General features: G+C 32.5%; 24 protein-coding genes. 5 read left to right on the top strand and 19 right to left on the bottom strand.

Annotated elements, in window-relative coordinates:
* Positions 1-33 precede the first annotated feature (33 nt).
* Positions 34-318, bottom strand: coding sequence for a FoF1 ATP synthase subunit delta/epsilon (locus FDY99_RS20410; protein ID WP_102978859.1), 285 nt, complete (start codon positions 316-318; stop codon positions 34-36).
* Positions 319-414: 96 nt separating this feature from the next.
* On the bottom strand, positions 415-1,923 hold the full coding sequence (gene atpD / locus FDY99_RS20405) for a F0F1 ATP synthase subunit beta (protein WP_074229042.1): 1,509 nt from the start codon (positions 1,921-1,923) through the stop codon (positions 415-417).
* Positions 1,924-2,142: 219 nt separating this feature from the next.
* Here atpD and FDY99_RS20400 point away from each other — a divergent pair, with 219 nt between their 5' ends.
* Positions 2,143-3,063, top strand: a complete 921-nt coding sequence (locus tag FDY99_RS20400; RefSeq protein WP_139423499.1) for a bifunctional riboflavin kinase/FAD synthetase — start codon at positions 2,143-2,145, stop codon at positions 3,061-3,063.
* A 19-nt stretch (positions 3,064-3,082) separates the two neighbouring features.
* Here the strand turns inward: FDY99_RS20400 and FDY99_RS20395 are convergent, their stop codons facing one another.
* The 3 genes from FDY99_RS20395 to FDY99_RS20385 form a co-directional block, all read right to left on the bottom strand.
* Positions 3,083-3,946 carry a GLPGLI family protein gene (locus tag FDY99_RS20395; RefSeq protein ID WP_139423498.1) on the bottom strand — a complete coding sequence of 288 codons (864 nt, stop codon included), beginning with the start codon at positions 3,944-3,946 and terminating at the stop codon, positions 3,083-3,085.
* Between the two features lie 60 nt (positions 3,947-4,006).
* Positions 4,007-4,219, bottom strand: a complete 213-nt coding sequence (locus tag FDY99_RS20390) for a bacteriocin-like protein (protein ID WP_139423497.1) — start codon at positions 4,217-4,219, stop codon at positions 4,007-4,009.
* Positions 4,220-4,513: 294 nt separating this feature from the next.
* On the bottom strand, positions 4,514-4,870 hold the full coding sequence (locus FDY99_RS20385; protein ID WP_139423496.1) for an MmcQ/YjbR family DNA-binding protein: 357 nt from the start codon (positions 4,868-4,870) through the stop codon (positions 4,514-4,516).
* A 209-nt stretch (positions 4,871-5,079) separates the two neighbouring features.
* Between FDY99_RS20385 and FDY99_RS20380 the strand changes: the two genes are divergently transcribed.
* On the top strand, positions 5,080-5,736 hold the full coding sequence (locus tag FDY99_RS20380; protein ID WP_139423495.1) for an NAD(P)H-binding protein: 657 nt from the start codon (positions 5,080-5,082) through the stop codon (positions 5,734-5,736).
* 243 nt (positions 5,737-5,979) lie between these two features.
* Here FDY99_RS20380 and FDY99_RS20375 read toward each other — a convergent pair whose 3' ends face one another.
* On the bottom strand, positions 5,980-7,026 hold the full coding sequence (locus tag FDY99_RS20375) for a tetratricopeptide repeat protein (protein WP_139423494.1): 1,047 nt from the start codon (positions 7,024-7,026) through the stop codon (positions 5,980-5,982).
* A 28-nt stretch (positions 7,027-7,054) separates the two neighbouring features.
* Positions 7,055-9,640, bottom strand: a complete 2,586-nt coding sequence (gyrA, locus tag FDY99_RS20370) for a DNA gyrase subunit A (protein WP_139423493.1) — start codon at positions 9,638-9,640, stop codon at positions 7,055-7,057.
* 148 nt (positions 9,641-9,788) lie between these two features.
* On the opposite strand from gyrA, the gene FDY99_RS20365 reads away from it, so the two are divergent.
* On the top strand, positions 9,789-10,103 hold the full coding sequence (locus tag FDY99_RS20365) for a DUF4286 family protein (protein ID WP_139423492.1): 315 nt from the start codon (positions 9,789-9,791) through the stop codon (positions 10,101-10,103).
* A 60-nt stretch (positions 10,104-10,163) separates the two neighbouring features.
* Here the strand turns inward: FDY99_RS20365 and FDY99_RS20360 are convergent, their stop codons facing one another.
* The 11 genes from FDY99_RS20360 to FDY99_RS20315 all read right to left on the bottom strand — a co-directional run bounded on the left by FDY99_RS20360 (position 10,164) and on the right by FDY99_RS20315 (position 21,394).
* Complete coding sequence (locus tag FDY99_RS20360) at positions 10,164-10,445, bottom strand: hypothetical protein (RefSeq protein ID WP_139423491.1); 282 nt, start codon at positions 10,443-10,445, stop codon at positions 10,164-10,166.
* 125 nt (positions 10,446-10,570) lie between these two features.
* On the bottom strand, positions 10,571-10,723 hold the full coding sequence (locus FDY99_RS23070) for a hypothetical protein (RefSeq protein WP_159437584.1): 153 nt from the start codon (positions 10,721-10,723) through the stop codon (positions 10,571-10,573).
* A 67-nt stretch (positions 10,724-10,790) separates the two neighbouring features.
* A complete protein-coding gene (locus tag FDY99_RS20355) occupies positions 10,791-11,285 on the bottom strand; it encodes a GNAT family N-acetyltransferase (RefSeq protein WP_074229058.1) in 495 nt (164 codons plus the stop codon).
* Positions 11,286-11,288: 3 nt separating this feature from the next.
* A complete protein-coding gene (locus FDY99_RS20350) occupies positions 11,289-11,801 on the bottom strand; it encodes a DUF421 domain-containing protein (protein ID WP_139423490.1) in 513 nt (170 codons plus the stop codon).
* Positions 11,802-11,902: 101 nt separating this feature from the next.
* A complete protein-coding gene (locus tag FDY99_RS20345) occupies positions 11,903-12,307 on the bottom strand; it encodes a hypothetical protein (RefSeq protein ID WP_139423489.1) in 405 nt (134 codons plus the stop codon).
* A gap of 272 nt (positions 12,308-12,579) precedes the next feature.
* Positions 12,580-12,759 carry a hypothetical protein gene (locus FDY99_RS20340; RefSeq protein ID WP_074229061.1) on the bottom strand — a complete coding sequence of 60 codons (180 nt, stop codon included), beginning with the start codon at positions 12,757-12,759 and terminating at the stop codon, positions 12,580-12,582.
* Between the two features lie 36 nt (positions 12,760-12,795).
* On the bottom strand, positions 12,796-15,624 hold the full coding sequence (gene uvrA / locus FDY99_RS20335) for an excinuclease ABC subunit UvrA (protein ID WP_102980261.1): 2,829 nt from the start codon (positions 15,622-15,624) through the stop codon (positions 12,796-12,798).
* A 424-nt stretch (positions 15,625-16,048) separates the two neighbouring features.
* Positions 16,049-16,975 (bottom strand): DUF3829 domain-containing protein, encoded by a 927-nt coding sequence (locus tag FDY99_RS20330; RefSeq protein WP_139423488.1) that lies wholly within the window; start codon positions 16,973-16,975, stop codon positions 16,049-16,051.
* Positions 16,976-16,997: 22 nt separating this feature from the next.
* Complete coding sequence (locus tag FDY99_RS20325) at positions 16,998-18,875, bottom strand: type VI secretion system baseplate subunit TssF (RefSeq protein ID WP_139423487.1); 1,878 nt, start codon at positions 18,873-18,875, stop codon at positions 16,998-17,000.
* Between the two features lie 23 nt (positions 18,876-18,898).
* A complete protein-coding gene (locus tag FDY99_RS20320) occupies positions 18,899-19,339 on the bottom strand; it encodes a GPW/gp25 family protein (RefSeq protein ID WP_066676605.1) in 441 nt (146 codons plus the stop codon).
* Between the two features lie 639 nt (positions 19,340-19,978).
* A complete protein-coding gene (locus tag FDY99_RS20315; RefSeq protein WP_102980257.1) occupies positions 19,979-21,394 on the bottom strand; it encodes an APC family permease in 1,416 nt (471 codons plus the stop codon).
* Between the two features lie 142 nt (positions 21,395-21,536).
* Between FDY99_RS20315 and FDY99_RS20310 the strand changes: the two genes are divergently transcribed.
* Positions 21,537-22,046, top strand: coding sequence for a DUF4920 domain-containing protein (locus tag FDY99_RS20310; RefSeq protein ID WP_066676601.1), 510 nt, complete (start codon positions 21,537-21,539; stop codon positions 22,044-22,046).
* A gap of 93 nt (positions 22,047-22,139) precedes the next feature.
* Here FDY99_RS20310 and FDY99_RS20305 read toward each other — a convergent pair whose 3' ends face one another.
* Positions 22,140-23,249 carry a M14 family zinc carboxypeptidase gene (locus FDY99_RS20305; protein ID WP_139423486.1) on the bottom strand — a complete coding sequence of 370 codons (1,110 nt, stop codon included), beginning with the start codon at positions 23,247-23,249 and terminating at the stop codon, positions 22,140-22,142.
* A gap of 816 nt (positions 23,250-24,065) precedes the next feature.
* Between FDY99_RS20305 and FDY99_RS20300 the strand changes: the two genes are divergently transcribed.
* On the top strand, positions 24,066-24,593 hold the full coding sequence (locus FDY99_RS20300; protein ID WP_139423485.1) for a helix-turn-helix domain-containing protein: 528 nt from the start codon (positions 24,066-24,068) through the stop codon (positions 24,591-24,593).
* Positions 24,594-25,957 lie beyond the last annotated feature (1,364 nt).

Raw genomic sequence — 25,957 nt, 5'->3', positions numbered from 1 at the left:
CTTTTTTGAAAATATATTTAGCTTCGATTTTAATTATTCGCAAAGGATAATTCCTTTATCATTATTAAATTCTACAACACCGCTTTTTATAGGATACGTAAAAACTTCGTTTTGATTTTCATTTTCTTTGGTAAAGTTTTTAGCATAAGCTTCATCTACAGACTTTGTAAATAGCTTTACTTTACCGTTTGATAATGAAGAAACAATTCCTGCGTGGTTTTTCATCAGGTGAAATTCACCATTCTTTCCAGGCAGCAATACTGAGTCTACTTCTCCTTCAAAAACTACGTATTCTGGTGTTAAAATTTTTATATTCATTTTAATTTAGATTAAAAGATTAAAAGATTGAAGATTAAAAGATTTTTGACAAAAACTGTCTCTCATCTCAGGTCTAAAAATCTTATGTCTAATTTATTAAGCGTTATCCGCTAACATTTTTTGTCCAGCTTCGATCGCTTCTTCGATAGTTCCTTTCAAGTTGAAAGCAGCTTCCGGTAAGTGATCCAATTCACCATCCATAATCATGTTGAATCCTTTGATGGTATCTTTGATATCTACCAATGATCCCGGAATACCTGTAAACTGTTCAGCAACGTGGAAAGGCTGAGATAAGAATCTCTGAACTTTTCTAGCACGGTAAACTACAGATTTATCTTCTTCAGAAAGTTCTTCCATACCAAGAATTGCAATGATATCCTGAAGAGCTTTGTATCTCTGAAGAATTTCTTTTACTCTCTGAGCACAGTTATAATGTTCTTCACCGATAATTTCCGGAGCCAAGATTCTTGACGTAGAAGCCAATGGATCTACCGCTGGATAAATACCTAATGAAGCAATTTTTCTATCTAGTACAGTTGTTGCATCTAAGTGAGCAAACGTTGTAGCAGGAGCCGGGTCAGTTAAGTCATCCGCAGGTACGTAAACCGCCTGTACTGAAGTAATTGAACCATTTTTAGTAGAAGTAATTCTTTCCTGCATCGCACCCATTTCAGATGCCAAAGTTGGTTGGTAACCTACCGCAGAAGGCATACGACCCAAAAGTGCAGATACTTCAGAACCAGCTTGTGTAAAACGGAAGATATTATCTACGAAGAAAAGTACGTCTCTTCCTTGTCCTGTTTCACCACCGTCTCTGTAGTACTCAGCTAAAGTAAGACCAGAAAGTGCTACTCTCGCTCTTGCTCCAGGTGGCTCGTTCATTTGTCCGAAAACGAATGCAGCTTTAGAATCTTTCATTACTTCTAAATCTACTTTAGAAAGATCCCAACCTCCGTTTTCCATAGAGTGCATGAAATCATCACCGTATTTAATAATACCTGATTCTAACATCTCTCTCAAAAGGTCATTTCCTTCTCTCGTTCTTTCACCTACACCGGCAAAAACAGAAAGACCACCGTGTCCTTTTGCAATATTGTTAATCAACTCCTGGATCAATACAGTTTTACCTACACCTGCACCACCAAACAAACCAATTTTACCTCCTTTTGAGTAAGGCTCTACTAAGTCGATTACTTTAATACCTGTGAATAAAACTTCTGCAGAAGTTGAAAGTTGATCAAATTTTGGAGCTGGTCTGTGAATAGGAAGACCACCTTCCTTAGAAATATTCTGAAGTCCGTCGATAGCATCCCCAACAACGTTGAATAGTCTTCCGTTTACCGCATCACCGATTGGCATGATAATAGGATTTCCGTATCCAATTACATCCTGACCTCTTTTAAGACCATCAGTTGCATCCATCGCGATACATCTTACCGTATCCTGACCAATATGCTGCTCTACTTCTAATACTACTTTTTCACCGTTTTCTTTTGTAATCTCCAAAGCATCATAGATACTTGGAATAGCTTCTACATTATTAAAAACTACGTCGATTACAGGACCAATAATTTGAGAAATTTTTCCTTTAATTTGGTTTGCCATTGCTAAATTTTTTCTTGGTGCAAATATAATGAATCTTCACAAACCTGCAATTGCTAAAAAAAAGATTTTTATCATGCTTTTTTAACAGTTTAGCTATCTAGCAATTTACCAATAAATGACTCAATAAAGTGTCTATTTTTATTGTTACATTATTACATTGGTAAATTGTTACATTAATAAGTACATTATAACTATATTTGCAGTCAAAATTTTTTCATCTTGAAAGTTTTCAGAAATTTTAGTGATTATCCCTCTCAAAAGCCTTTGGCGTTATCATTGGGAATGTTTGACGGAGTTCATCTTGGCCATAAATGTATCATCGATGAGCTGAAAAAAGTGGGCTCTGCCCATCATCTGGAAACTGCAGTTCTTACTTTCTGGCCACATCCGAGATTTGTTTTTAATCCAAATGAAGACTTGAAACTTCTTAATACTTTGGATGAAAAAACTTTACTGATGGAGAAATATGGCATCAATAATTTGTTTTTAAAAGAATTTGATGACGAATTCAGAAACCTTACCGGTGAAGAATTTGTGCGTCAGATTTTAATTGAGAAATTAAATGTCAAATATTTAATCATAGGTTACGATCATTCTTTCGGTAAAAATAAAAGCGGAAATTTTGAATTGCTTCAAAAACTTTCTAAAGAATTAGATTTTGAAGTAGAGCAAATGGAAGCGATCAACATCCACGAAAATAACATTAGCTCTACAAAAATCAGAAATGCTTTATTAGCAGGAAATATTTTGGAGGCCAATGAAATGTTGGGTTACTCCTACTCTGTTTCCGGAAAGGTTGTGCATGGAAAGAAATTAGGCAGAACTATCGGTTATCCAACCGCCAATATAGAAACTGAAAATATAAAATTACTTCCAAAAAAAGGTGCTTATATTGTTGAAGTTCTTGTAAACAACCTGCAATATAAAGGAATGTTGAGCGTAGGAACCAACCCTACCGTAAACGGAGAAAAACTAACTGTTGAAGTTTACATTCTTGATTTTGAAGGAGATATTTATGACGAAAAAATCACTGTGAAATTCAGAGATTTTCTTCATGAGGAAATTAAATTTGAAGGTTTAGAAAAATTGATTGAAAGGTTGGATGAAGATAAAAGATTGACTGAGAATTTTCTTTTTTGAAGCAAAATTTTCACTATTTTTAATTTTCTAATTCTAACGGGTTTGCAAATTTCCGGCTTTCTTCTCTTGCCTTTTCTCTCTCTTTCTCTCTTTGTCTTGCTATTTGCTGTCCTTCCACAATGGTTGTTCCATAGCTTGCAAGTACGGCAGCAGCATTTGCATTGGCATTTTCTTGTGCCTTTTTTAGTTTTGCCTGTGTTGTTTCTATTGCTTCAATATATCTGCTTTTCTTTATATTAACCAATTTTCCTTTTAATTTAGAATCAGATACAGATTTTACCAGTTCAAAATCAAAGTCTCCTTTATCATCTGTTATTTTTACGATTAATCCGGGTAATCCGCTAAATTTCATCGGACCATACGGAAACGGAATTTCCTGAGAATACCATGCGATCCAGTTTCTTCCTTTAAAGGTGACTTCTGCTTTTTTACAATTAATAGAATTAATTATTTTTGTTTCATCAACAAGTTTCCAATTTTTTATAACCGGTTCTTTATAGGTTAATAGAGACAATCCTGCTAAATCAAAAAATTGTATATTTTCGTTTGACTGTATAATGGTAAAATTAAAATTTGTTTTTGGAATCACGGTTCCTTTTTTCCAACCCAAAGTTATACTCCCATCTGAATTTTCTCTCCTTGTTCCGGAATTCGCCATTACCGAATCGCCTTTCAACGATATGATGCTTGCAAAAAACGAATGCTTATCGGTTATTTGTAATAAAAAAAGTTCTTCTTTTCTATTTTCTGTTCGTGTGTCAAATTTAGCTTTTAACAAATAAATAAACTCACCACGCAAAGTATCTTTTTTGTATAAATGAGCATGAAAAAAAACAGCACAAAATAAAAATAAAAGACTAAATGATTTTTTATGATAATACATAGAAATTGTTCTCGGTTAAATTTTACTTATAGCTATTTCGCTATAAGTGCAGAATATAAATTAAGCTAGATGTTCAACATCAGAACCACTGTAAACTGGTTTTTTACAGTAATACGCTTCAAGCCTTGCTTCCCATTCGTCAACTTGCTGATAAGTCCAATCTTGAGTAGTCATAGCTGATACTCCACAAGAGGTTTCTACAAAAAAAGTTCTCTTTTCGCCTGCCTTTACTGTTCTAAGATCATTGCGAGATAATTTTTTAAATTTTTTCATTGTAATAAATTTTTTAATAATTAAAATTGTGTTTAAACTTTTTTGCGCATTTGGGTTTGAACTCTTCAAAGAAATAGAAAAAAACTAATTAAAAAAAAATAAATTATCACTTTTTAAAGATAAATTAATTATGTTAAACACCTTATACAATGTATATTATATATTATTTTAATTCACTAAACAACATAATATTTATATCAACTAGTTTAAAGCAATAAAAGTTAAATATCTTTATTTTATTCATATTAAGAAAAAAAATAATATTTTAATTCGCTATATGAGAGATAAGTAACTTTATTTAAGAATTTCAATTTCTTCTTTTGCTTTTTTTGTTAAAGATTTAAAAACCAAATCATAAGACTGATCTATCATTTTTAAAACTAAATGTCTTTTCAAACCATCTAAAGAAACAGAATTCCAATGGGTTTTATTCATGTGAAATGCACCTGTAATCTGTGGATGTTGCTCACGAAGTTCCTCGCTCCATTCAGGATCTGTTTTTACATTGATGCTTAAAGGCTGTCTTTCTAAAGACATCAACAGAAAAATTTTAACTCCTACTTTTAAAACTAAAGTTTCGTTATCGAACGGAAAACTTTCTGTCACTCCTTTTTTTGCAAGACAATAATCTAAAATTTCGTTGGCATCCATTTCGTATGGGTAATAATTGGTAATGAATAATAATTGATAAGTGATAAGTGATAAGTGATAAATTATGATTGATGATTTAATTTACCTAAAGATCTTTTATCTTTTATCTTTTATCTTTTATCTTTTATCTTTTATCTTTTATCTTAAATAATTACTTCAAATTTAGTAAATTTAAAAAAGGAATTGATCATCACGCAAAACTATTTATTATGAAAGCTTTAGTAATCGGTGCTACAGGTGCGACAGGAAAAGATTTGGTAAATCAATTGTTACAGGACAACGATTTTGAGGAAGTGAATGTTTTTGTAAGAAAGCCATTATCCATCACCAATGAAAAATTAAAAACTCATGTTGTTGATTTTGAAAAATATGAAGACTGGAAAAATCTTGTGAAAGGTGACGTTGCATTTTCTTGTCTCGGAACCACACTTAAAGATGCAGGAAGCAAAGATGCACAGAGAAAAGTTGATTTCGATTATCAATATCAATTTGCAAAAGCTGCAAAAGAAAATAATGTGGATGATTATATTTTGGTTTCTGCTTACGGAGCCAATCCTAAATCAAAAATTTTTTATTCTAAAATGAAAGGCGAGCTTGAAGAAGCTGTAAAAAAACTTCATTTTAATAAAATTACCATTTTCAAACCCGGAATGCTCGAAAGAAAAGATTCTGAAAGAACAGGAGAAGTTTTGGGGAGCAGAATTATAAAATTTGCCAATACATTGGGGCTTTTCGAAAGCCAAAAACCTTTACCAACCAATATTTTAGCTAAAGCAATGATTAATTCTTCCAAAATAAAAAGTAATGGCTACTCGAGTATAAAACTGGGAAATATTTTCTGTTTTGCTGAGAAAAGTAATACTTAAAACCGATGAGAAATTTCAACTAGAATGAATTTATTTTTCGCAGATTTTACAAATACCGATTTTTTCATGCTTTTATTAAATTGCCACGAATACACGAATGTTTTTTTGATAAGTATATTCGTGCATTCGTGGCAATTCTACTTTTATACTTTTAAATAATAAAATTTAAGCAAGCTGTTAATTATTTAAAACAAAAAATCGCCTCGAAATGAGGCGATTTTCTTTATTATAAATTTTCAAAGATTACTTCGCTTTAGCTTCAAGCTCAGCTTCTTTAGCTTTCATTTCAGCAAGCTTTGTCTGATTTTTAAGTATTCCGTAAATATCTTTCAAAGTACTGACAGCATCCAAATTATTAGGATTTGCCTGATACCATTTTTCAGCATGAGGTAATGCTTTATTAAATCTCTCTTTTCTTGCTTCAATTAACGTTGTAGCTTTATCTGGATCAGATTTTCTTACTGCATTGATTTCTTTTACAGCCTTATCATCATCACCAATAGAAGTATATACTAAATTTTGATAAGCATTATTAATCAATTTCGGGTCATTTGAACCTAACTCAATCGCTTTATTGAAAGATGCTATTGCATCAGCTGTAGCTGGGGTTTTTGATTGTAAAACTCCTAAGTTATACCAATTAGTAGCATCATTAGGTTTTTTTGCCAATTGCTCCTTAAGATTTACCATAAATTGATCAGTTTTACCTGTCGCGTATAATGCAGAACCATGATATTCTTTTAATTTAGCATTATTAGGATACTTTGCTAAACCTTTTTCAATTATTGCTAAAGCTTCATCATTTTTCTTTGCATTTAAAAGCAATGTCGATAAAGTTTCATACAAATCTGGCTCAACACTTTGCGTTTGCTCTGTTTTAAAATCAGAATAATCTTTTGAGGTTTTTTTAATTAAATCCCATGTAGCTTTATCGTAAGCTGAAACTTGTCCGGTTTTATTTTCTTTTGCCGTGTAAGTTGTCTGAACTCCTGTATACCCAGAATTAATTAAATCAGTATAAATTTTTATAGATTCATCTAAGTTGTTTGCCAAAGCATAACTCAAACCTGCATAATACTTGTAAGTTTTATCCTCTTGACCGTTTGCTTTTAATAAATCATAAAGTTCTATGAACTTTGGTCCTGCAACCGTATAATTTTTTGCATTATATGCATCCATCGCCGCTTTATTAGTAGCTTGAACTTGAGCATTTACATCTTTTTTATCTTCTTTTTGCCCAAAAGCAAAAACCGAAGAAACGATTGCTATACCTAAAATTAGCTTTTTCATAAATAAGAATTTTAATTATATTTTTATATTATTCTTCAGAATCTGAATTTTCAGTTCCATCAGTCGGGTTTTCTTCTGTATTTTCTGCTTTTGGCGAAGCATTTTCTTCTGTTGAAATATTTTCTTCAGATTCTTCTCCTTCAATAACTTCCTCTTCTACATCTTTATCCATTGATACTTTTGCAATAGCTGCAATCTCGTCATTCTTTTTAAGATTGATCATTCTTACACCCTGAGTATTTCTACCCATCACACGCATTTCGTCCATATTCATTCTGATAGCAACCCCGGATTTATTGATAATCATCAATCCATCTTCATCTGTAACATTCTGAATAGCAATAAGATTACCCGTCTTTTCAGTGATATTTAAAGTAATAACTCCTTTTCCACCTCTGTTGGTAATTCTATAATCTTCAACTGCGGTTCTTTTACCATATCCTTTTTCAGAAACTACAAGAACTGTATCATTTTCCAAATCGTTGACAACAATCATACCAATAACCTCATCGTTCTCTTCCATCGTAATACCACGAACTCCGATAGATCCTCTACCAACTTCTCTTACTTTTTCTTCAGGGAAACGGATACATTTACCATTTTTGGTAGCAATCATAATCTGAGATTCACCATTCGTAAGATAAGCACTTAATAACTGATCGTTTTCTCTGATTTCGATAGCATTAATACCATTTACTCTCGGTCTTGAATAAGCTTCTAAAGATGTTTTCTTAATCGTACCGTTTTTAGTAATCATTACAACGCTCATTTGATTGATGTAATCTACATCTTTCAGATCATTGGTTCTGATGTATGCTTTAATCTTATCATCCGGTTCGATGTTGATTAAGTTTTGTACCGCTCTTCCTTTTGCCGTTTTAGAACCTTCTGGAATTTCAAATACTCTTAACCAGTAACACTTACCTTTTTCAGTAAAGAACAACATGTATTGGTGATTGGTTGCAGAAACGATATACTCCAAGAAATCTGAATCTCTTGTTGTAGCCGCTTTATTACCAACTCCACCTCTACTTTGAATTTTATATTCTGAAAGCAACGTTCTCTTTACATATCCTGCATGAGAAATAGTAAGAACAACCGCTTCATTCGGAATAATATCTTCAATAGACATTTCACCTCCAGAATAATCGATTTCTGTTCTTCTTTCATCACCGTATTTTTCTTTTACTTCAGCTAATTCTTCCTTAATAATTTGAAATCTTCTTGGTTCATTAGCCAAAATATCTTCTAAATTATTAATTTCTTTCATAATAGCATCGTATTCGTCACGGATCTTATCAAGCTCCATTCCTGTAAGACGAGCCAAACGAAGATCAAGAATTGCCTGCGCCTGAATTTCTGATAATTCAAATGCTTCAATTAATCCTTCTTTTGCACCTTGTGGATTGGCACTGTGACGAATAATTGAAATTGCTTTATCTAAAGAATCCTGAGAACCAATCACTTTCATGAAACCTTCAAGGATGTGGGCTCTTTCTTTAGCTTTTCTAAGTTCGTATTCAGTTCTTCTTACAATCACCACATGTCTGTGCTCAACAAAATGGTGAATAATATCTTTCAAATTCAGCTGCTCCGGTCTTCCGTGTACCAAAGCGATATTGTTTACACTGAAAGAAGTTTGTAGCGAAGTATATTTATATAATAAGTTCAGAACAACATTAGGAATTGCATCATTTTTCAATTCATAAACGATACGCATCCCGTTTCTGTCTGATTCATCTCTGATTTCGTAGATTCCAGGAATTTTCTCATCTTTTACCAACTCAGCTGTTCTGGCAATCATTTCAGCTTTGTTTACCTGATAAGGTATTTCGGTTACGATAATTGCATTTCTGTTGTGTACTTCCTCGAAGCTTACTTTTGCTCTAAGAACCACTCTTCCTCTTCCTGTATGGAAAGCATCTCTTACACCATCATATCCGTAGATAATTCCACCTGTAGGAAAATCCGGAGCAACAATGTGCTGCATAAGTTCATCGATGCTAATTTCTTTATTATCAATATATGCAGTAATTGCATCTACAGCTTCAGAGAGATTGTGAGGCGCCATATTCGTTGCCATTCCTACCGCGATACCAGAAGTACCGTTCACCAAAAGATTTGGAATTTTTGTAGGCATTACAGTAGGCTCTGTTAAGCTGTCATCAAAGTTATTTTGAAAGTCAACTGTTTCTTTATCAAGATCTGATAAAATTTCGTCCGAAACTTTTTTAAGTCTTGCCTCAGTATAACGCATTGCTGCAGGTGGATCACCATCCATCGAACCGAAGTTACCCTGACCGTCAACCTGTGGATAACGTAAACTCCAAGGCTGAGCCATTCTTACCATTGCGTCATAAACTGAAGAATCTCCATGTGGGTGATATTTACCTAAAACATCCCCAACAATTCTCGCTGACTTTAAGTATTTTCTGTTTGAGAAAACCCCTAAACCATACATACCATAAAGCACTCTTCGGTGTACTGGCTTAAGACCATCTCTTACGTCCGGTAATGCTCTCGAAACAATAACCGACATCGAATAATCAATGTAAGATGATTTCATTTCATCAACAATGTTGATAGGAATTAATCTTTCTCCTTCTTTTTGCATATATAAGTTTTATTGTAATGATAATCAGACTTTTAAAAATCGGTCTGAAAACTATTTATTTTGAATAATTAATAACGTGCTAAGTTACAAAATTTTTACCGATTTTTGCCTGAGAAATCAAGCAAAATATCTTAAAAAAAATTAAAATATGAGTGTATTAAGTATAACTTTTCATTGCATAAACAGCAGCATAGATGAGTGGGAAAACTATGTGGATGAAACTTTAGTTTTAATGACGGAAAACCTTATGGATGTTGATAAATACATCTTATCTGAAGTTCACAGTGATTTTATTGATGAAGGAAAAAATTATAACCTTCTTTTAATCTTTGATAACGAAGAAAAAAGAACAGAATTTATGGAAAGTGAATTATTAAACATCTCCGAAAGAATCGAAACTAAATTTGGGCAGGATGTGATGATTTTCAATACTTCTTTAAATCCTAAGAAGAAAAATCTTTAGTAAACCTCAACTTAAAGGATAAATAAAAAGGCTGTCTCAAAAATTGAAACAGCCTTTTTTTTATAAATTAACGACAATTACCGGTCTGCTATGATAAACTCGCGGATGTCTGTATTTTTTATGAGAATAATGATACGGTCTTGCCGGTTTGTAATAATGCTTCTTATAATGTCTTGGAGCTTTATAATAAACTACTTTTTTATACTTTGGCTTGTGATGACCGTGATAATGATGCTTTTTATGTGATCCATGACCATGCCCTCTTTGAAGAGGTGCAGCCTGAGAAAGCATGATTGAGAAAACAATCAAGAATAGCCCAATTACTTTAGATAAGATTTTCATATTAACCAATTTCAAATTAAAAATCAAAATTACAATACTAGTGCCAATAATTGTTTACCACTGTATTTTTCACAATTTTTAAGAAATTTTATTATTATTTCAGAATAATCATAGTATAAAATCAATTATCTATTTCTATTTCTTGGATGATGCTCTTTTAATTTTTCAACTTTCTTATCATGACCGGGAGGCATTGGTCTTCGGCTCGGATGTGGAATACAGGAAGATATAAATCCTGCTGTAATAATGATAGCGATTGTATTTTTCAGGAGTTTCATAATTTTAAAATTTAAATTGATGAAATGAATGGTACAATCAAAATGCCAAAAGACTGCTATTTACTATTTAAAAAATATTCGGGCTCCTTTTTTCCAGCATAACGAGGTCTTTCCATTCACCATGAAGTTGACCAACTTTATCTCTTTTACCAACGATTCTGAAACCGTTTTTCTGATGAAATTTTATAGACGCTTCATTTTCAGGAAAAATATTTGATTGTAAAGTCCAGAATCCGTGGTTTTCACTATCGAGAATCAGTTTTTTTAAAAGAACCGAACCCAAACCTTTCCCAAGGTAATTATTATCAAAATAAATACTTACTTCGGCAACTCCTTTAAAACAATCTCTTTTACTTACAGGTTTTAAAGCGCACCAACCAATCACTTCGCTGTTTTCATTTTCCAAAACCCATCTGCAGTCATTTAAAAAGCTGGAATTCCAGGCTTCTGAACTTGGCAATTCGGTGTCGAATGTGGCAATTCCGCTGTCAATTCCCTGTTTGAAAATTTCTAAAACTCTGGTTTCGTCATGCGGAAGCATTTCTCTTATCTCGTAGTTCATTTTTTAATGATATTTTCTTTTATTTTTTCTTTTAATTCTCGAATAGTGAGTCTGTTGATCCTCTTTATCTTCAGAAATCACACTGATGTTTCCGTCTACCTCCAAAATAGCAAGCTTTACATTTTCCATTGTTTCTACTCCATGCTCTCTGATTGCTTCATTCAGTTCATCAAAAGTAATTTTCACTTTTCTTAAAGCAACCTGATCCACCCTTCCGTCTTTTACTAAAATTACAGGATCGGCTTCCATAAAACTCGCAAAGCTACGATTGGAAAACATCAATCTTTTTAAAGTAAAATTAGCAGCAAATAAAACAAGCGCCGCTACAATTCCACCTTCTAAAGAAATGTTTTCACCAACCATTGCATTCTGTACTGCATTTGAAATCAACAACAACAAAACAACATCTCCTGCGTTGAGTTGTGAAAGCTGATTTTTCCCAAACAAACGGATGGCGATTACCATAAAAAGGTAAACGCAAAGTGAGCGGATAACTACATCAAGAATAGGATTCACGGCAGATAATATTTAAAATCAAATGTATACAATTACCGGAAATAAAAAAACTGCTTTTTCAAGCAGTTTAAGGAAAATTATATACAATTTTATGTATTATTTTATCTATTGTTGATGTCTACTCTTACAGGCATTACAAAAGAAGAAGCCAGCATATTTTCATTCAGTCTGTTGGCATTTATTTTATACTGAAGATGAGACAATACATTTTCTATTTCTTTACTTACATTTTTGCAGTCTCCTTTTGAACGTACATTTACAATTTTACCATTTTCTGCAATATCAAATTTCACTTCAGAATTTACAATTCCTTGTTTATAATCCTGATTGGTAAAATCAAAATTAGCCATTAAGAGATTTCTGATTTCGCTGAATGCATCATTTTTATTTAATTGAATCTCTTCAATCGTATTGTTTGAACTTGTCTGAGCTTTTACGTTACCTGCGATTGCTGTTAATCCTAATGCGAAAAGAGAAGCAACAAATATTTGAATTTTATTTTTCATAATCATCTGATTTTAAATTATATATTAAACTAGTTTTGAATTCTAAATCAAAGATATAAAAAAATATTCATACAAATTTCACATTGAGTTAACATTGAGTTAACATTAAAATACAAAAAACTGATAATCAAAGCATTATTATTTAAAAATATTTAAAAAGTTAACATTGGAGAATAAATTAGTTTTAAATTATAGATAATTTCCAACTAATTTTAAAAGAAAAAAGCTACAAACAAAAGTTGTAGCTTTATATAATTTTAATATTAATTATTTTACTTATTTTGTCCGGGAGCAAAAGGTTTTGCAGATTTTGTCCCATAAATCTTTTTAGCCTGTCCCGGAGGAATAGGTTTTGATTTTGAAGTTTTAACATGCGTTGTTGATCTTACTTCACAAGACACAATAGTCAAGGAAAAAGCCAACAGGGCTAAATAAATTTTAATTGATTTCATAAGATTTTCTTTATATAAGGCAACTATGAGACCAATTTACATCTCCTTCTTCAAATACTTCCCTGTCAAAGATTTCTTAGACTTAATAATTTCCTCAGGAGTTCCTTTGGCAATAATCTCACCGCCGTATTTTCCGCCTTCTGGTCCAACGTCAATAATATGATCGGCTAATTTGATGACATCCATATTATGTTCAATAATAATAAATGAATTTCCTAGTTCTACCAATTTATTAATCGCATCCATTAGAATCTTCACGTCTTCAAAATGAAGCCCGGTTGTTGGTTCATCGAGAATGTATAATGTATTTCCGGTCTGTCTTTTTGCTAATTCTGTTGCCAGTTTGATACGTTGTGCTTCGCCTCCGGAAAGTGTGGTCGATTGTTGCCCCATTGTAATGTAACCCAAACCAACATCCTGCAGAGTTTTTACTCTTGCAAAAATTTTAGGAATCGGCTGGAAGAAATCTACTGCTTCATCAATCGTCATATCCAACACATCGGAAATCGATTTTCCTTTGTAACGAACTTCCAAAGTTTCTCTGTTGAAACGTTTTCCGTTGCAGGTTTCGCAATGCACATAAACATCCGGTAAAAAGTTCATTTCGATTACCTTCAAACCGCCACCTTGGCAAGTTTCGCATCTTCCACCTTTTACATTAAAAGAAAATCTTCCAGGTTTATATCCACGGATTTTAGATTCAGGCAATTCTGAAAATAAATTTCTGATGTCGGTAAACATTCCTGTATAGGTTGCAGGATTTGAACGTGGTGTTCTTCCAATCGGAGTCTGGTCTACATCTACAATTTTATCGATATTATCAAGACCTTCCACTTTTTTGTAAGGTAAAGGTTCCTGAACTGCTCTGTAGAAATGTTTGTTTAGAATCGGATATAAAGTTCCGTTAATCAAAGAAGATTTTCCACTTCCTGAAATTCCCGTAACCACAACCAATTTTCCTAACGGAATATCAAGCGTTACATTTTTAAGGTTATTTCCTGTTGCTCCTTTTAGTATAATATTTTTACCGTTTCCTTCTCTTCTCACTTCCGGAATGGCAATTTTTCTTTTTCCTGTAATATAATCTGCGGTAATCGTATCGGCATTCAGCAAATCTTTCGGTTTTCCCTGCCAAAGAATTTCTCCACCAAATTTTCCGGCTCTCGGACCAATATCTAAAACCTCATCGGCTTCCATGATCATATCTTTATCGTGCTCTACAACCAAAACAGAGTTTCCGATGTCACGAAGATTTTTTAATGAATTAATCAGTCTTTCGTTGTCTCTTTGGTGCAATCCGATACTTGGTTCATCCAAAATGTAAAGAACGTTGACCAATTGCGAACCAATTTGTGTTGCCAAACGGATTCTCTGAGATTCTCCACCAGAAAGGGTTTTTGAACTTCTGCTCAAACTTAAATAATCTAAACCTACATCCAGTAAAAACTGAAGTCTGGTTTCGATTTCCTTTAAAATTTCGTGAGCAATGATCGAGTTTTTTTCTGAAAATTTATCTTTTACATCAGCTAACCAATCTTTTAAGTCCGATAAACTTAAACCGTTGATTTCAGCAATATTTTTTCCATCAATTTTAAAACTCAAACTTGAAGGTTGAAGACGCGCTCCTTTACATTCCGGGCAGGTTTCTTCAGTAGTGAAATGTCTTTCCAGCAAAATTGCTTCGTAAGATTCTCTTTCCTCAATCAATTCTTCCATAAAAGGAATCAAACCATCAAAACTGATTTTGATTTTTTTGGAAATTCCTGCGTATTTTAAGTCTTTATTAAATTCCTTATGACAACCATTGTATATATAGTCCAATGCTTCTTCCGGAATATCTTTAAAAGACGTTGCCAATCCTAAACCAAAAATCTCAAGAATATTTTTGATTTGAGAAAGCACATATTTATTAGACTTAATATCTTCCAAAGGCAACAAAGCACCCTGATTGATTGATAATTTAGGATTTTCAACGAAATAATCGGTGTTGATTTTTTTAATTGTTCCTAAACCTTTACAACTTGGGCAACTTCCTTTCGGTGAGTTGAAAGAAAAAGTGTTTGGTTCCGGTAAAGCCAATGAATGACCAGTTTCAGCATCCATTAAATTTTTTGAGAAATATTCAATTTCTGTACTTCCCAGTTTTTGGATCCCGATTAAACCTTCCCCCATTTCCATTGCGGTACGCAACGATTTTTCCATTCTCGCTTCGGATGCGCTTTCTCCAATAATCCAACGGTCGATGACGATATCGATGTCGTGGGTTTTGTAACGGTCAAGTTTTAAATCATATTCAATGTCCTGCAATTCACCATCAATTCTTGCCTGTCCATATCCTTTTTTAGCCATTTGAACAAAAAGTTCGTGATAATGTCCTTTTCTGGAACGCACAACCGGTGCCATCAACATTATTTTTTCGCCTTTATAATTCTCTTTAATCGTATCAAGAATCTGATCTTCGGTATAGCTTACTAACTTCTTTCCAGTCGTTTGAGAATAGGCATCTGAAACTCTCGCAAACAAAAGACGAAGGTAATCGTAAAGTTCCGTAACGGTTCCTACAGTTGAACGAGGGTTTTTATTAGTTGTCTTTTGTTCAATAGCAATTACGGGCGAAAGACCTTCGATTTTATCAACATCCGGACGTTCCAATCCACCCAAAAACTGTCTCGCATAAGCAGAAAAAGTTTCGATGTAACGACGCTGACCTTCCGCAAAAATCGTATCAAAAGCCAATGAAGATTTTCCGCTTCCCGAAAGACCTGTAATTACAACCAATTCGTTGCGCGGAATTTTTACATTAATATTTTTAAGATTGTGTTCACGAGCTCCGTAAACTTCTATATATTCAGTTGATTTACTCATAATTTGGGGTGACCTTACCTGAAAATCACGATGTGCAAAATTACGGAATTTTATGGAATTTATCGTGTTAAAAAATGTTAGTTTCTCATCTGTGAAATTAGAGATATTTTATCCATTTTAATTTTAAATCTATAGACTTGTTATTAATAATTATGCCTATATATTTTAATTTTCTTTTTAGATTTTCGTTAATTCGAGTGTTTTTTCATAACGAAGTGGAGAAAAAATGTATCGAGAATAGAATTTGTTCTCGACATTAAGAGCTTCTCGATACAATTTTTTTCAAAATTCTACTCGAAGTGACGAAAACAAGTCAAAATGCACAATGGGTAATAATTACCTCTAAAAATTTCCCGTGTTTTCTGTATAAAAAAGTACCGATGAAATTTTCCATCGGTACTTTTTATTTAGATGATATTTTAATTTATTTCACAAACGAGTTGTAAGAATTTAAGACAGATTCGTAAGCAGAATCCATTTCCTGAATATTGCTATCCGGAATTTTTCCTGTAGATTTTGAATCTCTGATTAGTTTTCTGAATTTATCTAAAAAGTCAGAGGCTTTTTGGTTTACACTTTCAAACTGAGTTTTTTTGTAAGCGTACTGCTGTTCTTTTACATTAAAAACTTTTTTGCTGTTATCTGCAACCACTTTTTCAAACTCATCATACTTTTTCTGTGCTTCAGCTTCATTAAAACTTCCTGTATATTGCTTATCTAAAACATCCATCACAGAATCCATAGAACTCATCAAACCTTTAGAAGAAACTATAAACTCTTTCATCGGATGATCTTTAAGAATCACTTCTTCTGCTGCATCGGTTGCGGGTTTTATTTTTGTTAAAATATTTTCTCCCGCCGTAAAAAATGCCTGTGCTTCTGCAGTAATATCTTTTTGCAAAGCTTCAGCTTTCACACCTTTATCATCTTTATAATCTTCGGAAGTAATATATGATTTTAGTTCTTCGTATTTTTTTTCTATGCTTTCTCTTTTTGTTTTGTAGGTGTTAAAATCTGTCTCAATTACCTTTTTATCATTTTCAAAACCAGACGGAACATCTTTTATTTTGCTGAGCGAATAATCCATAGAGCCAATTACAACCGGCATGCTGTAAACTGTTTCGCCTTTAGATTTTTTAACGGCAGCTTCTGCATATTTTACGATATTTTCAATATGTCTGGAAGAAGTTTTGTAAGAATCTAAAAAGTCATTATTAAAATCTATAATCGCCTGAGATTCATTTTCTCCGGCTTTCAGAACGGCATTTCCTATTTTATCCATTCCTTTTTTACAGCTTACACTTGCTGCGCTCAGCGACAAAGCGAGTGCAACCATCATTATTTTTTTCATATTTTATATTTGGATGTTAAAATTAATTTTCAAAAAAATCGGTGTCTTCGTTGCTTATTTTCACGAGATACTCTATTCCGTCGATTGCTTTTGCTACGATTTGGTTCCGCAAAATGTTTGCCATATTTTCCCAATACATTCTTCCGTAGAATGAATAATTGTTGGGTACAATTTCCACCTCAACGGTTCTTACAAAACCTTCTTTTGGTTTGTTGCTGATCATGGTTCCTCGTTTTACACGAACATCTTTCAGTTCATCTTTCAAAACCATTCGGCAATAGTTTTTAACATCTTCCAGAGAAATGATTTTATCTCTAGTCGTTAAAGCATATTTATAAGCCTGAATACTGTCTGAACCTTTCTGTTCTTCTGCTCCGCCAATTGTTTCTGTCAGCAAAATCATAGACTGTGACTTCAACTGATTTGAAAGCTCAGTTCCGGGACGCATGTGATTGGCAAAAGTGCAATGCGTAATCCAAAATGCTGCGTAAGTATGATCTGTTTTTTCAACAGGTTCCATAATCACGTAATTGAGTTCCTGTCTGATGTTTCTTTTGGCGTTGTTTACTTTTTGCACCATCGATTTCATTTTATCAGACATTTCTCCCAACATTCCTTTTACATTATCACGGTTTAATAATGAAAATGCTGCAATTTCGTCTCTTGTCAGTTCAAGAACATTAGAAATCATATCTACTGCATTTCTGTTGTTGAAACGTTCCATTCCGCCTTTTCTTACAGTGTACAAACCTTTTTTAAGATTATCTGAAGGTGTGAAAGGGATTTCGGTATATTTTCTTCCCTCTCCATCCTGAACTTCATCTACATATAGGAAATATTCAGCTTCTTCGGTAATCAACGGAATATTATTTCCCATGATATCTAAACTGTATTCTGTCTTTTTCCAGCCACGGTTGTACACCGGAAAAGCATTTAAAACAAAAGTAAAGTTGTCTAAGATTTCTGCGGAAAACTGCGGAGGAAATTCAAAAGTTAACCATAAATATTCTTTTCCGTTCAGGTATTTCTCAATTTCTTCTCTTCCTTTTAAAAAATCTAAATCCTGCGGAAGTTCTTTTGTGAAAAGATCTCTTGAAAGACCTGTAACCTCAACAAACTTATGACTGTAAATGCTTTTGATATCCTCAATAATTTTTGTTTTTATTGATTGCTCATGAAATATCTGTTCATATCCTTCCCTTTCATTATTTTTCACATAAGATATTCCTTCCTTAATGAACATAGGATTTCCGTTGCTTGAGACCGTGCTGTAAGGTAAAAGCTTATACACAAAATCAAGATGTTCAAAGGCAGGATTTGAGCAATAAAGGCTTAACGTTTTCGGAAACTTTTCGTTGGTAAACTTCGAAACGTCGATTCCGATGGTTACTTTTCTGTAATCTTCCGGCCTTCCCTGAAATCTTGAGATTGGAATTTTATTCAATCTTTCATCTAAACTGTAGCATGTATTCCCGACAAACATAATGGCAGTCTGTGCTTTATTTGTTCTTACGCTTCCAATGGGTGTAAAAGGAATATTCAGCTGTTTATCTGATTCTGATTTTACCGTGGAGTTCATGTGTTTTTTGAAAAAAAACTCAGTGTGCTCCAGCAAAATTTCAGAGGACTCATCGGGTGAAGTATAAGCCAAAGCATGAGCCGGAATCGGGTGGGTATAAATTGACGGTGTTAATAGCTTGGCAAGTTTTTCTAAAATTCTTGCATTAACGGTTTGAATTTCATTATTCGCTTTAAAAACTTCGGTGCTGAATGCATCAATCAGTAATTTTACAAAAGGATCTAATGACTGTGGACTTTTCAGTCCCCAAACTTTTGTAGCATTCTGAAGCATTCTCGCTTTTACGGATTCTTTGGAATAAATATTCTGATCTAAATTCATAAAATTTTATTACAAATAAATATTTAGTCGATGGACATCGGGCTTAGAAAAAGTTCGGTAGAAAAACTGAAACGCTCGCCTGTAGCTTCCATTTTTGCATTGATTCCTATTTTTACTTTTTTCTTGATTTCCGTATGTTCTTTGGTATCATAGTTATGCTCTACAAGTTTTACATGAGCATCAACTTGTGGCTGTACAATTCGCGGCTCGTATTGTAAGATCTGTCTTTTAAGACTTTTTACAAATACACTTTCCCAAACTGCTGATGTTACGCCATTATCGAATTCCAGATTCCAAACATCGTTTCCGTAGTTGTCATCATATCTGTTTTCGCCTTTTTTTGTCGTGATTAGAAGCATGATGTTATGAGCGATGCTTTCCCCCATATCGCAGGTATCGATACTTCCCCCTTCAGACATGAGTGTAGAAGGCACAAAAGGCATTCTGTAATTTGGTGTGTCCATAAGTGATATTTCGTTATTTCTCTTTGGTGTTAATTAAAACGAAATACCAATTTAATCATTTTTGATAAATAATGAGTTATTGAATATTAAAATTATTATTAAAAGAAGGTTTTTTGTCCGTTTTGAAAATCTACGAACTTTCACATGAAAATTCATTGATGTATTAAGCGAGATTTGGAATAAAAATATTTGTGAATTTTTATATAACAGACAAAAACTTTTTAACGCAAAGATTTATATTGAAATTTTATATTTAAGAAGCAAAGGCAAATAAATTTGCTTCGCTAAGCTTGACAAAAAACTGTAAAATCAGCTTGGTGATTTTCTTTAATTATTTTTAAAGAATAGGAATTAAATTTTGTGTGAAAAAATACGCCGATAATAAAATAAATACTTTTCAGTTACTTCTTATTTGGACTGTTAAAAAAAAACCCTGTCAAGGTTTGAAACCTTGACAGGGTTGATCTTAAATTTGATCAGTTGATGAATGGGATACTTTTTTAATAGTGCCGAATTTTATAGCCCCGATTGAACGACATATTTGAGCTCTTTTTATTTCTTTTTTGGCGGCGGCTTTGCCGCCGCCAAAAAAGAAATAAAAAAGCGAGTAGTGAAAGCGGGAATTAGCTCCTAAAAAAATTATTGATCTGTTTTTTTATTTCTATTGATAAGATAATAAACAGGTAACCCGAGAAGAACAATTAAAAATCCCGGCCAAGTGTATTGTTGTTTATAAATTAAAAGCAATACGCAAAAAGCGGTTCCGATTAAAAGGTAAATTATCGGAGTAATTGGATATAGCCAAGTTTTGTAAGGTCTTTCGAGATTAGGCTGTTTAATTCTCAAGTAAATTACTCCGAAAACAGTGATCATGTAAAACAATACAATGACAAATGAAATCATGTCTAAAAGGTTTCCGTATTGTCCGCTCAAGCAAAGTAATGACGCCCAAATTCCCTGCATCCAAAGTGCATTTCCGGGAACCTGATTTTTGTTGTTGTCAACTGCAGATTTAAAGAACAATCCATCTTTTGCCATCGTCTGAAAAACTCTTGCTCCGGCTAAAATTAATCCGTTGTTACATCCGAATGTAGAGATCATCACCAAAACAGCGATAATTACTGTTCCTGCGCTTCCAAAAATATTCTGTGAAGCAGCAACCGCCACTCTGTCATTGGCAGCAAACGCAATAGAATCTCTGTCTAAAGCATTAATGTAAACAAAATTTACGGCGATGTATAACAACATTACTGCTGAAGTCCCCAAGATCATTGCTTTCACAACATTCTTCTTAGGATTTTCAATTTCTCCTGAAACAAAAGTTACGCTCTCCCAAGCAACCGAACTAAACACCGAACCAACCATTGCGGCAGCGATTCCGCCCATCAAAGTCATTCCGGAGATAGATTCCCAACCCGATTGTAAAAAGATGCCTTTATCGTCCTGTTTTAAGTTATTGAAAGAATCTGTTCCAAAGCTGAAATTTTCAGCCAGGTGAGAAACGTCTACTAATATGAATCCTAAAGCAATTAATCCAAGGAGCGCAATGATCTTCGATCCTGTAAAAACATTTTGAAGTAGTTTGCCACTTTCTACTCCTCTTGTATTGATGTAGGTCAATAAAATAATCACTGCGATTGCCAAGATCTGAATCCAGGTGATCTGAAATGTTCCGCTCTGGAAAATGGGTGCTGCATTATTTAACTCCGGGACAAGATATGCGGTAAACTTTCCGAATGCCATTGCAACAGCGGCAATTGTTCCGGTCTGAATCACGGTAAACAATCCCCATCCGTAGAGGAAACCCATTTTTTTACCGAAAATCTCTGTAAGATACGTGTATTGTCCGCCAGCTTTTGGGAAAAGCGATGACAGCTCACCATAGCTAATCGCTGCAGCAACGGTCATAATTCCGGTGATTACCCAAACAACGATCATCCAGTATCCGGAACCCAGATTCCGCATCATATCGGCGCTTACGATAAAAATTCCACTTCCGATCATCGAACCCATTACCAACATAATGGCGTCCCATAGTTTTAGTTTTTTCTGCATATTCAAATATTCCGTTCAAATATAGATAAATATGCAATTGTTTTTCATTTTTGTTTTCGATTTCTAAATGACCTGTTATTTATCAAGTTTATAATCATTCTAAATTCAAATATTATTGTTAATTTTGGAAAAAATATTAATAATGAAATTTAAAGCAATATTAGTTTTAGCAGCAGTAAGCGTATCGACTTTAGCTTTTGCTCAGGAAAAGAAAAAAATGGGTCCGCCGGAAGGTAATGCAATCGTAGGAGATACTTATGGTTCTGCGGTAGCTTCTTCTGTAGAATCTAAAGCTATCTCTGTTGAAAAATTAGGCAAAAAGCTTAAGAAAGAAAATAAAAAAGTTGAGAACGTAGCGGTAAAAGGAAAAGTAACTGACGTTTGCGAGAAAAAAGGATGTTGGTTAACTATTCAAACTGAAGATAATTCTCAGTTTTTCGTAAAGATGAAAGATTATGCATTTTTCGTTCCGACAGCTTTGAAAGGAAAAACAGTTGTACTAGATGGAACTGCAGAAAGAAAAGTAACTTCTATTGACGAGCAGAAACACTATGCAGAAGATGCTAAAAAACCTCAGGCAGAAATTGATGCAATTACTCAGCCTAAAGAGGAAATAAGATTCGTAGCCAACGGAATTAAAGTGGTCAACTAATCAGATTTAAAAATACTGTTTTAGTATGCTTTGATTTTGATCAGCATGAAAGAATATAAAAACAAAAACGCGGAACAAATTGTTCCGCGTTTTTTAGTCTTCTATTTTGAAATTTACTTCTGCATCAAGTTTGGGATATTTCGCATCAGAAACATATTTTTTTCCGGTACAGTCAATTTCCAACCAGCCCTTTCTTTTCTTCACATCTCCCGCCTCTATCACAAAAGGGATAAATGAAATTTCATCTTTACCTTCTTCATAAACTTCTCTGTACTGAACCGCAATGTCTAAAATGCATTCATGATCCGTATTTAATTTTACGTTTCTGTACACAACATCATAATGCGTTTCCTGATTCTCGGGAATCTCTTGATAAGCTTCCCAACCTGTAATATTTGAGTCAAGTTCACTTATTGATTTTAGAGCATAATACAAAGCAATCGTATAATATTTTCTGGTTTCTTTTCTGGAATAATCATCTACAAAATGTCCACCTTCAAAAAGGATGGTCGGCATTCCTGCTTTTATAAAATTATCTCCCGTAGAAGTGGGATAAAACTCATCAGAATATCTTCCAATTTGATTAGGAATTAATTCTTTCAAGTGGTTGTAAACATCCGCAATTACTGCCATGCATTTTTTCCGATTATCGGTAACAGTTCGCTCTACATTTTCTGATGGAGCCAAAAATGATAATGTTGCCGGATGAATTCCATCGGTGGTAAAAATCGTACGTTGCTCGTGAAGATTCAGAGCATAATCGTATTTCTTTGAAGTGGCCAGATTTTTCAGAAATTTGATCTCCTTACTTGCTTCATTATGGAAGTCTCTATTAAGATCTATTTCCGATGCATTAAGCCTCGTCCATTTTTCAGAACCATCTGGATTTAGCATAAAGATAAAGTCTAAACTTATCTTACTGAAAAGATCTTCTTTTAATTCGGGTGCTTTATCTAAACTCTTTAATAGATCCAACATCGCATGCGTTGCATTAGATTCATTTCCGTGCATTTGTGACCAAGCTAAAATATTGATCTTACCAGTTCCTATACTTAACTTATAAATGGGTTTATCTAAATAAGACCTTCCGATCTCTTGAATATAATCTTTGAGATTCGTCTGTAAGTAAGAAAATAATTTTTCAGGAGAAATATAGCGATTAGGAAAATCAGAATTTGCAGTGTAGAAATGTTCAAAGTTCATTAATAATAATTTACATTTTTCAAAATTAACCATTTTGGTTTTAAAAATAAAATTCACATTTGTAAAAAAGACAAACAGTATAAACTGCCATTTTGTCTGTTAGTAAAATTGTTAATTAACAATATTTTAATTTAATAACATCAATTAACTAATATTCAAATAATTACGATGTTTAAATAAAGCGAAAAACGAAATGTGCTTTAAGTGAATTTACACATGTTTTCATAAAAATGTGCTTAAATAAATTAAACAAAATATTTGTTGATAAAATCATTATTTAATCAATATACAAATGTTAATTGTGAATAACTTCAGTTCTAAATCACCTTAATAAGTATAGAAAAAGACTTTTAATTAAGATTTTTAGGAAAAACTCTAAAATAATTATTCATTTATTATTAAAAGTGTTTATCAATTGTAAATGACAACGGTGCATTAAAATTTATCGGTAAGAATAATGTTAAAACCTGCTTTTAATACTACTTAACTCAATAGAGTTTTTAAAGGGATTAACGGTACTTATTAATCTCAAAAAAAAGAATTTAACTATGTCGTTTATCTTCAATTATTATTCAAATTTACATTAACAATCTTGCTTCTTCAATTAGTTTAAGTGGAATCTTATCAGCAAAAGATTGTGGAAACGTTGTTTAATAATTTATGGGAATAAATTTTACATTTGTGTAAAAACACTGTACTACAGTAACTTATATCAATTTACTTTTGTATAATTATCAATTTATAGTTATTTACATCTGTATTTGCGTTTTGTAAATTTATTTTTTACATTTGTAAACGTTATTTTAAAGTTATTTTATGAGTTTAAATGAAAGAATTTCAAAAGTTATAGAATATTCAGGTTTTACTCCATCGGAATTTGCAGATGAAATAGATGTACAACGTTCGTCTATTTCTCATGTAACTTCAGGAAGAAATAAGCCGTCTCTAGAATTTATTATCAAAATAAAATCTCGCTTTCCAGAAATCTTATGGGACTGGTTGGTGACTGGTGATGGTGAAATGCTGAAGTCTGAACTTCCCAATACGGAAGAACCAGTAACGCAAGAAAAACAAAAACCAACTTCCCTACCCGATTTATTTACGATGATGAATAACGATAAAGATTTTGGCAGTAAAGAACCTGAAGAACCAGTCATAATTGAGAGCCCTTCAGAATCGGTTAAAACGCATCAAAATAAAGCAAACGAAAAAATATTCGATTCTCAGCGATTAGAAAAATTAAACGAAGAAATCATTAGTCAAGTTGTTGAAAATCAATCGAATAAGATAAAACGTATCATTTTATTTTATGAAAATGGAAAATTTGAAAGTTTTGAGCCATAAAATCTTGATTTAAAAAAAAATCTTTAAAGATGAAATTGTAACAAAATAAGTTTAACAATTTTTGTAGTTTCTTTACTTTTAACTTTTAAAATATATATCCATTACGGTAAATTTAATACAATATATTTTTCCTGATTTTTTTTAAATTCCCATAATTTCTCCAGCTAAATTCATAATTTTAATAGAGATAATTTGAACTTTTCAGAATTATTTATCTAAAAAATTCGAGAAAAAATCACAATAATTTAAACTCAATTTTTAGTTTTCAAAGACAAAAAAACAACTTTTATTTTAGCAATTCTCGACCTTAAAAACACACTTTTGTTCCGTCGATTTAATACAATTTGATCATCTAAAAATTTCAAAATTCCTATCTTTTCAATCGGTAAACACATAATTTTAATAGTGGAAGTTTGAGCTTTTTGATGAATATTTATCTTAAAAATTCGAGGAAATATCGTAATAATTTAAGCTCGTTTTTAGTTTTTCAGATATAAAAAAGTAACTGTTATTTTGGAAATTCTCAGCCCTGAAAATACACTTTTGTTCCTTCGATTTAATGCAATTTGTATATCTAAAATTTTAAAAATCTCCGTAATTATCTCTGCTAAATTCATAATTTGAATAGAGATAATTTGAGCTTTTTCAGGATTATTTATCTGAAAAATTCGAAAAAAAAATTATAGTAATTTAAGCTCTATCTTAGTTTTTAAACTCAAAAAAGCAACTGTTATTTTGGAAATTCTCAGCCTTGAAAACACATTTTTATTCCTTCGATTTAATACAATTTGTACATCTAAAACTTTTAAAAATTCCGTAATTTTTTCACAGTAATTTAATATTTTCAGTAAAGTTTATTTGAACTTTTCCAAGACTATTTTCTTGAAAAATTTGTAAAAAAACACAATAATTTAAGCTTCATTTTTAGTTTTCCAAACACAAAAAGTAACTGTTATTTTAGTAATTTTCAACTCTGAAAATGCATTTTTGTTCCTTCGATTTAATGCAATTTGCTCATCTAAAAATTTCAAAATTCACGTAATTATTCTTGCTAAATTTATAATTTCAATAGAGGTAATTTGAACTTTTTTCAGGATTATCTATCTAAAAATTTTGAGAAAAATCACAATTATTTAAGTTCAATTTTCAGTTTTCAAACACAAAAAAACAACTGTTATTTTGGAAATTCTCAGTCCTGAAAACGCACTTTTATTCCTTTTATTTGAGGCAATTTATTCATCTAAAACTTTCAAAATAACCACAATTTTTCCTGTTAAATTCATAATTTGAATAGAGATAATTTGAGCTTTTTCAGGAAAATTCGAAAAAAAAATTATAGTAATTTAAGCTCTATTTTAGTTTTT

This window comes from Chryseobacterium mulctrae (genome assembly GCF_006175945.1).
In the GTDB taxonomy this organism is placed as follows: Bacteria; Bacteroidota; Bacteroidia; order Flavobacteriales; family Weeksellaceae; genus Chryseobacterium; species Chryseobacterium mulctrae.
The sequence above is the reverse complement of the archived record's forward strand: the minus strand, read 5'-3'. Positions and strand labels throughout refer to the sequence as shown.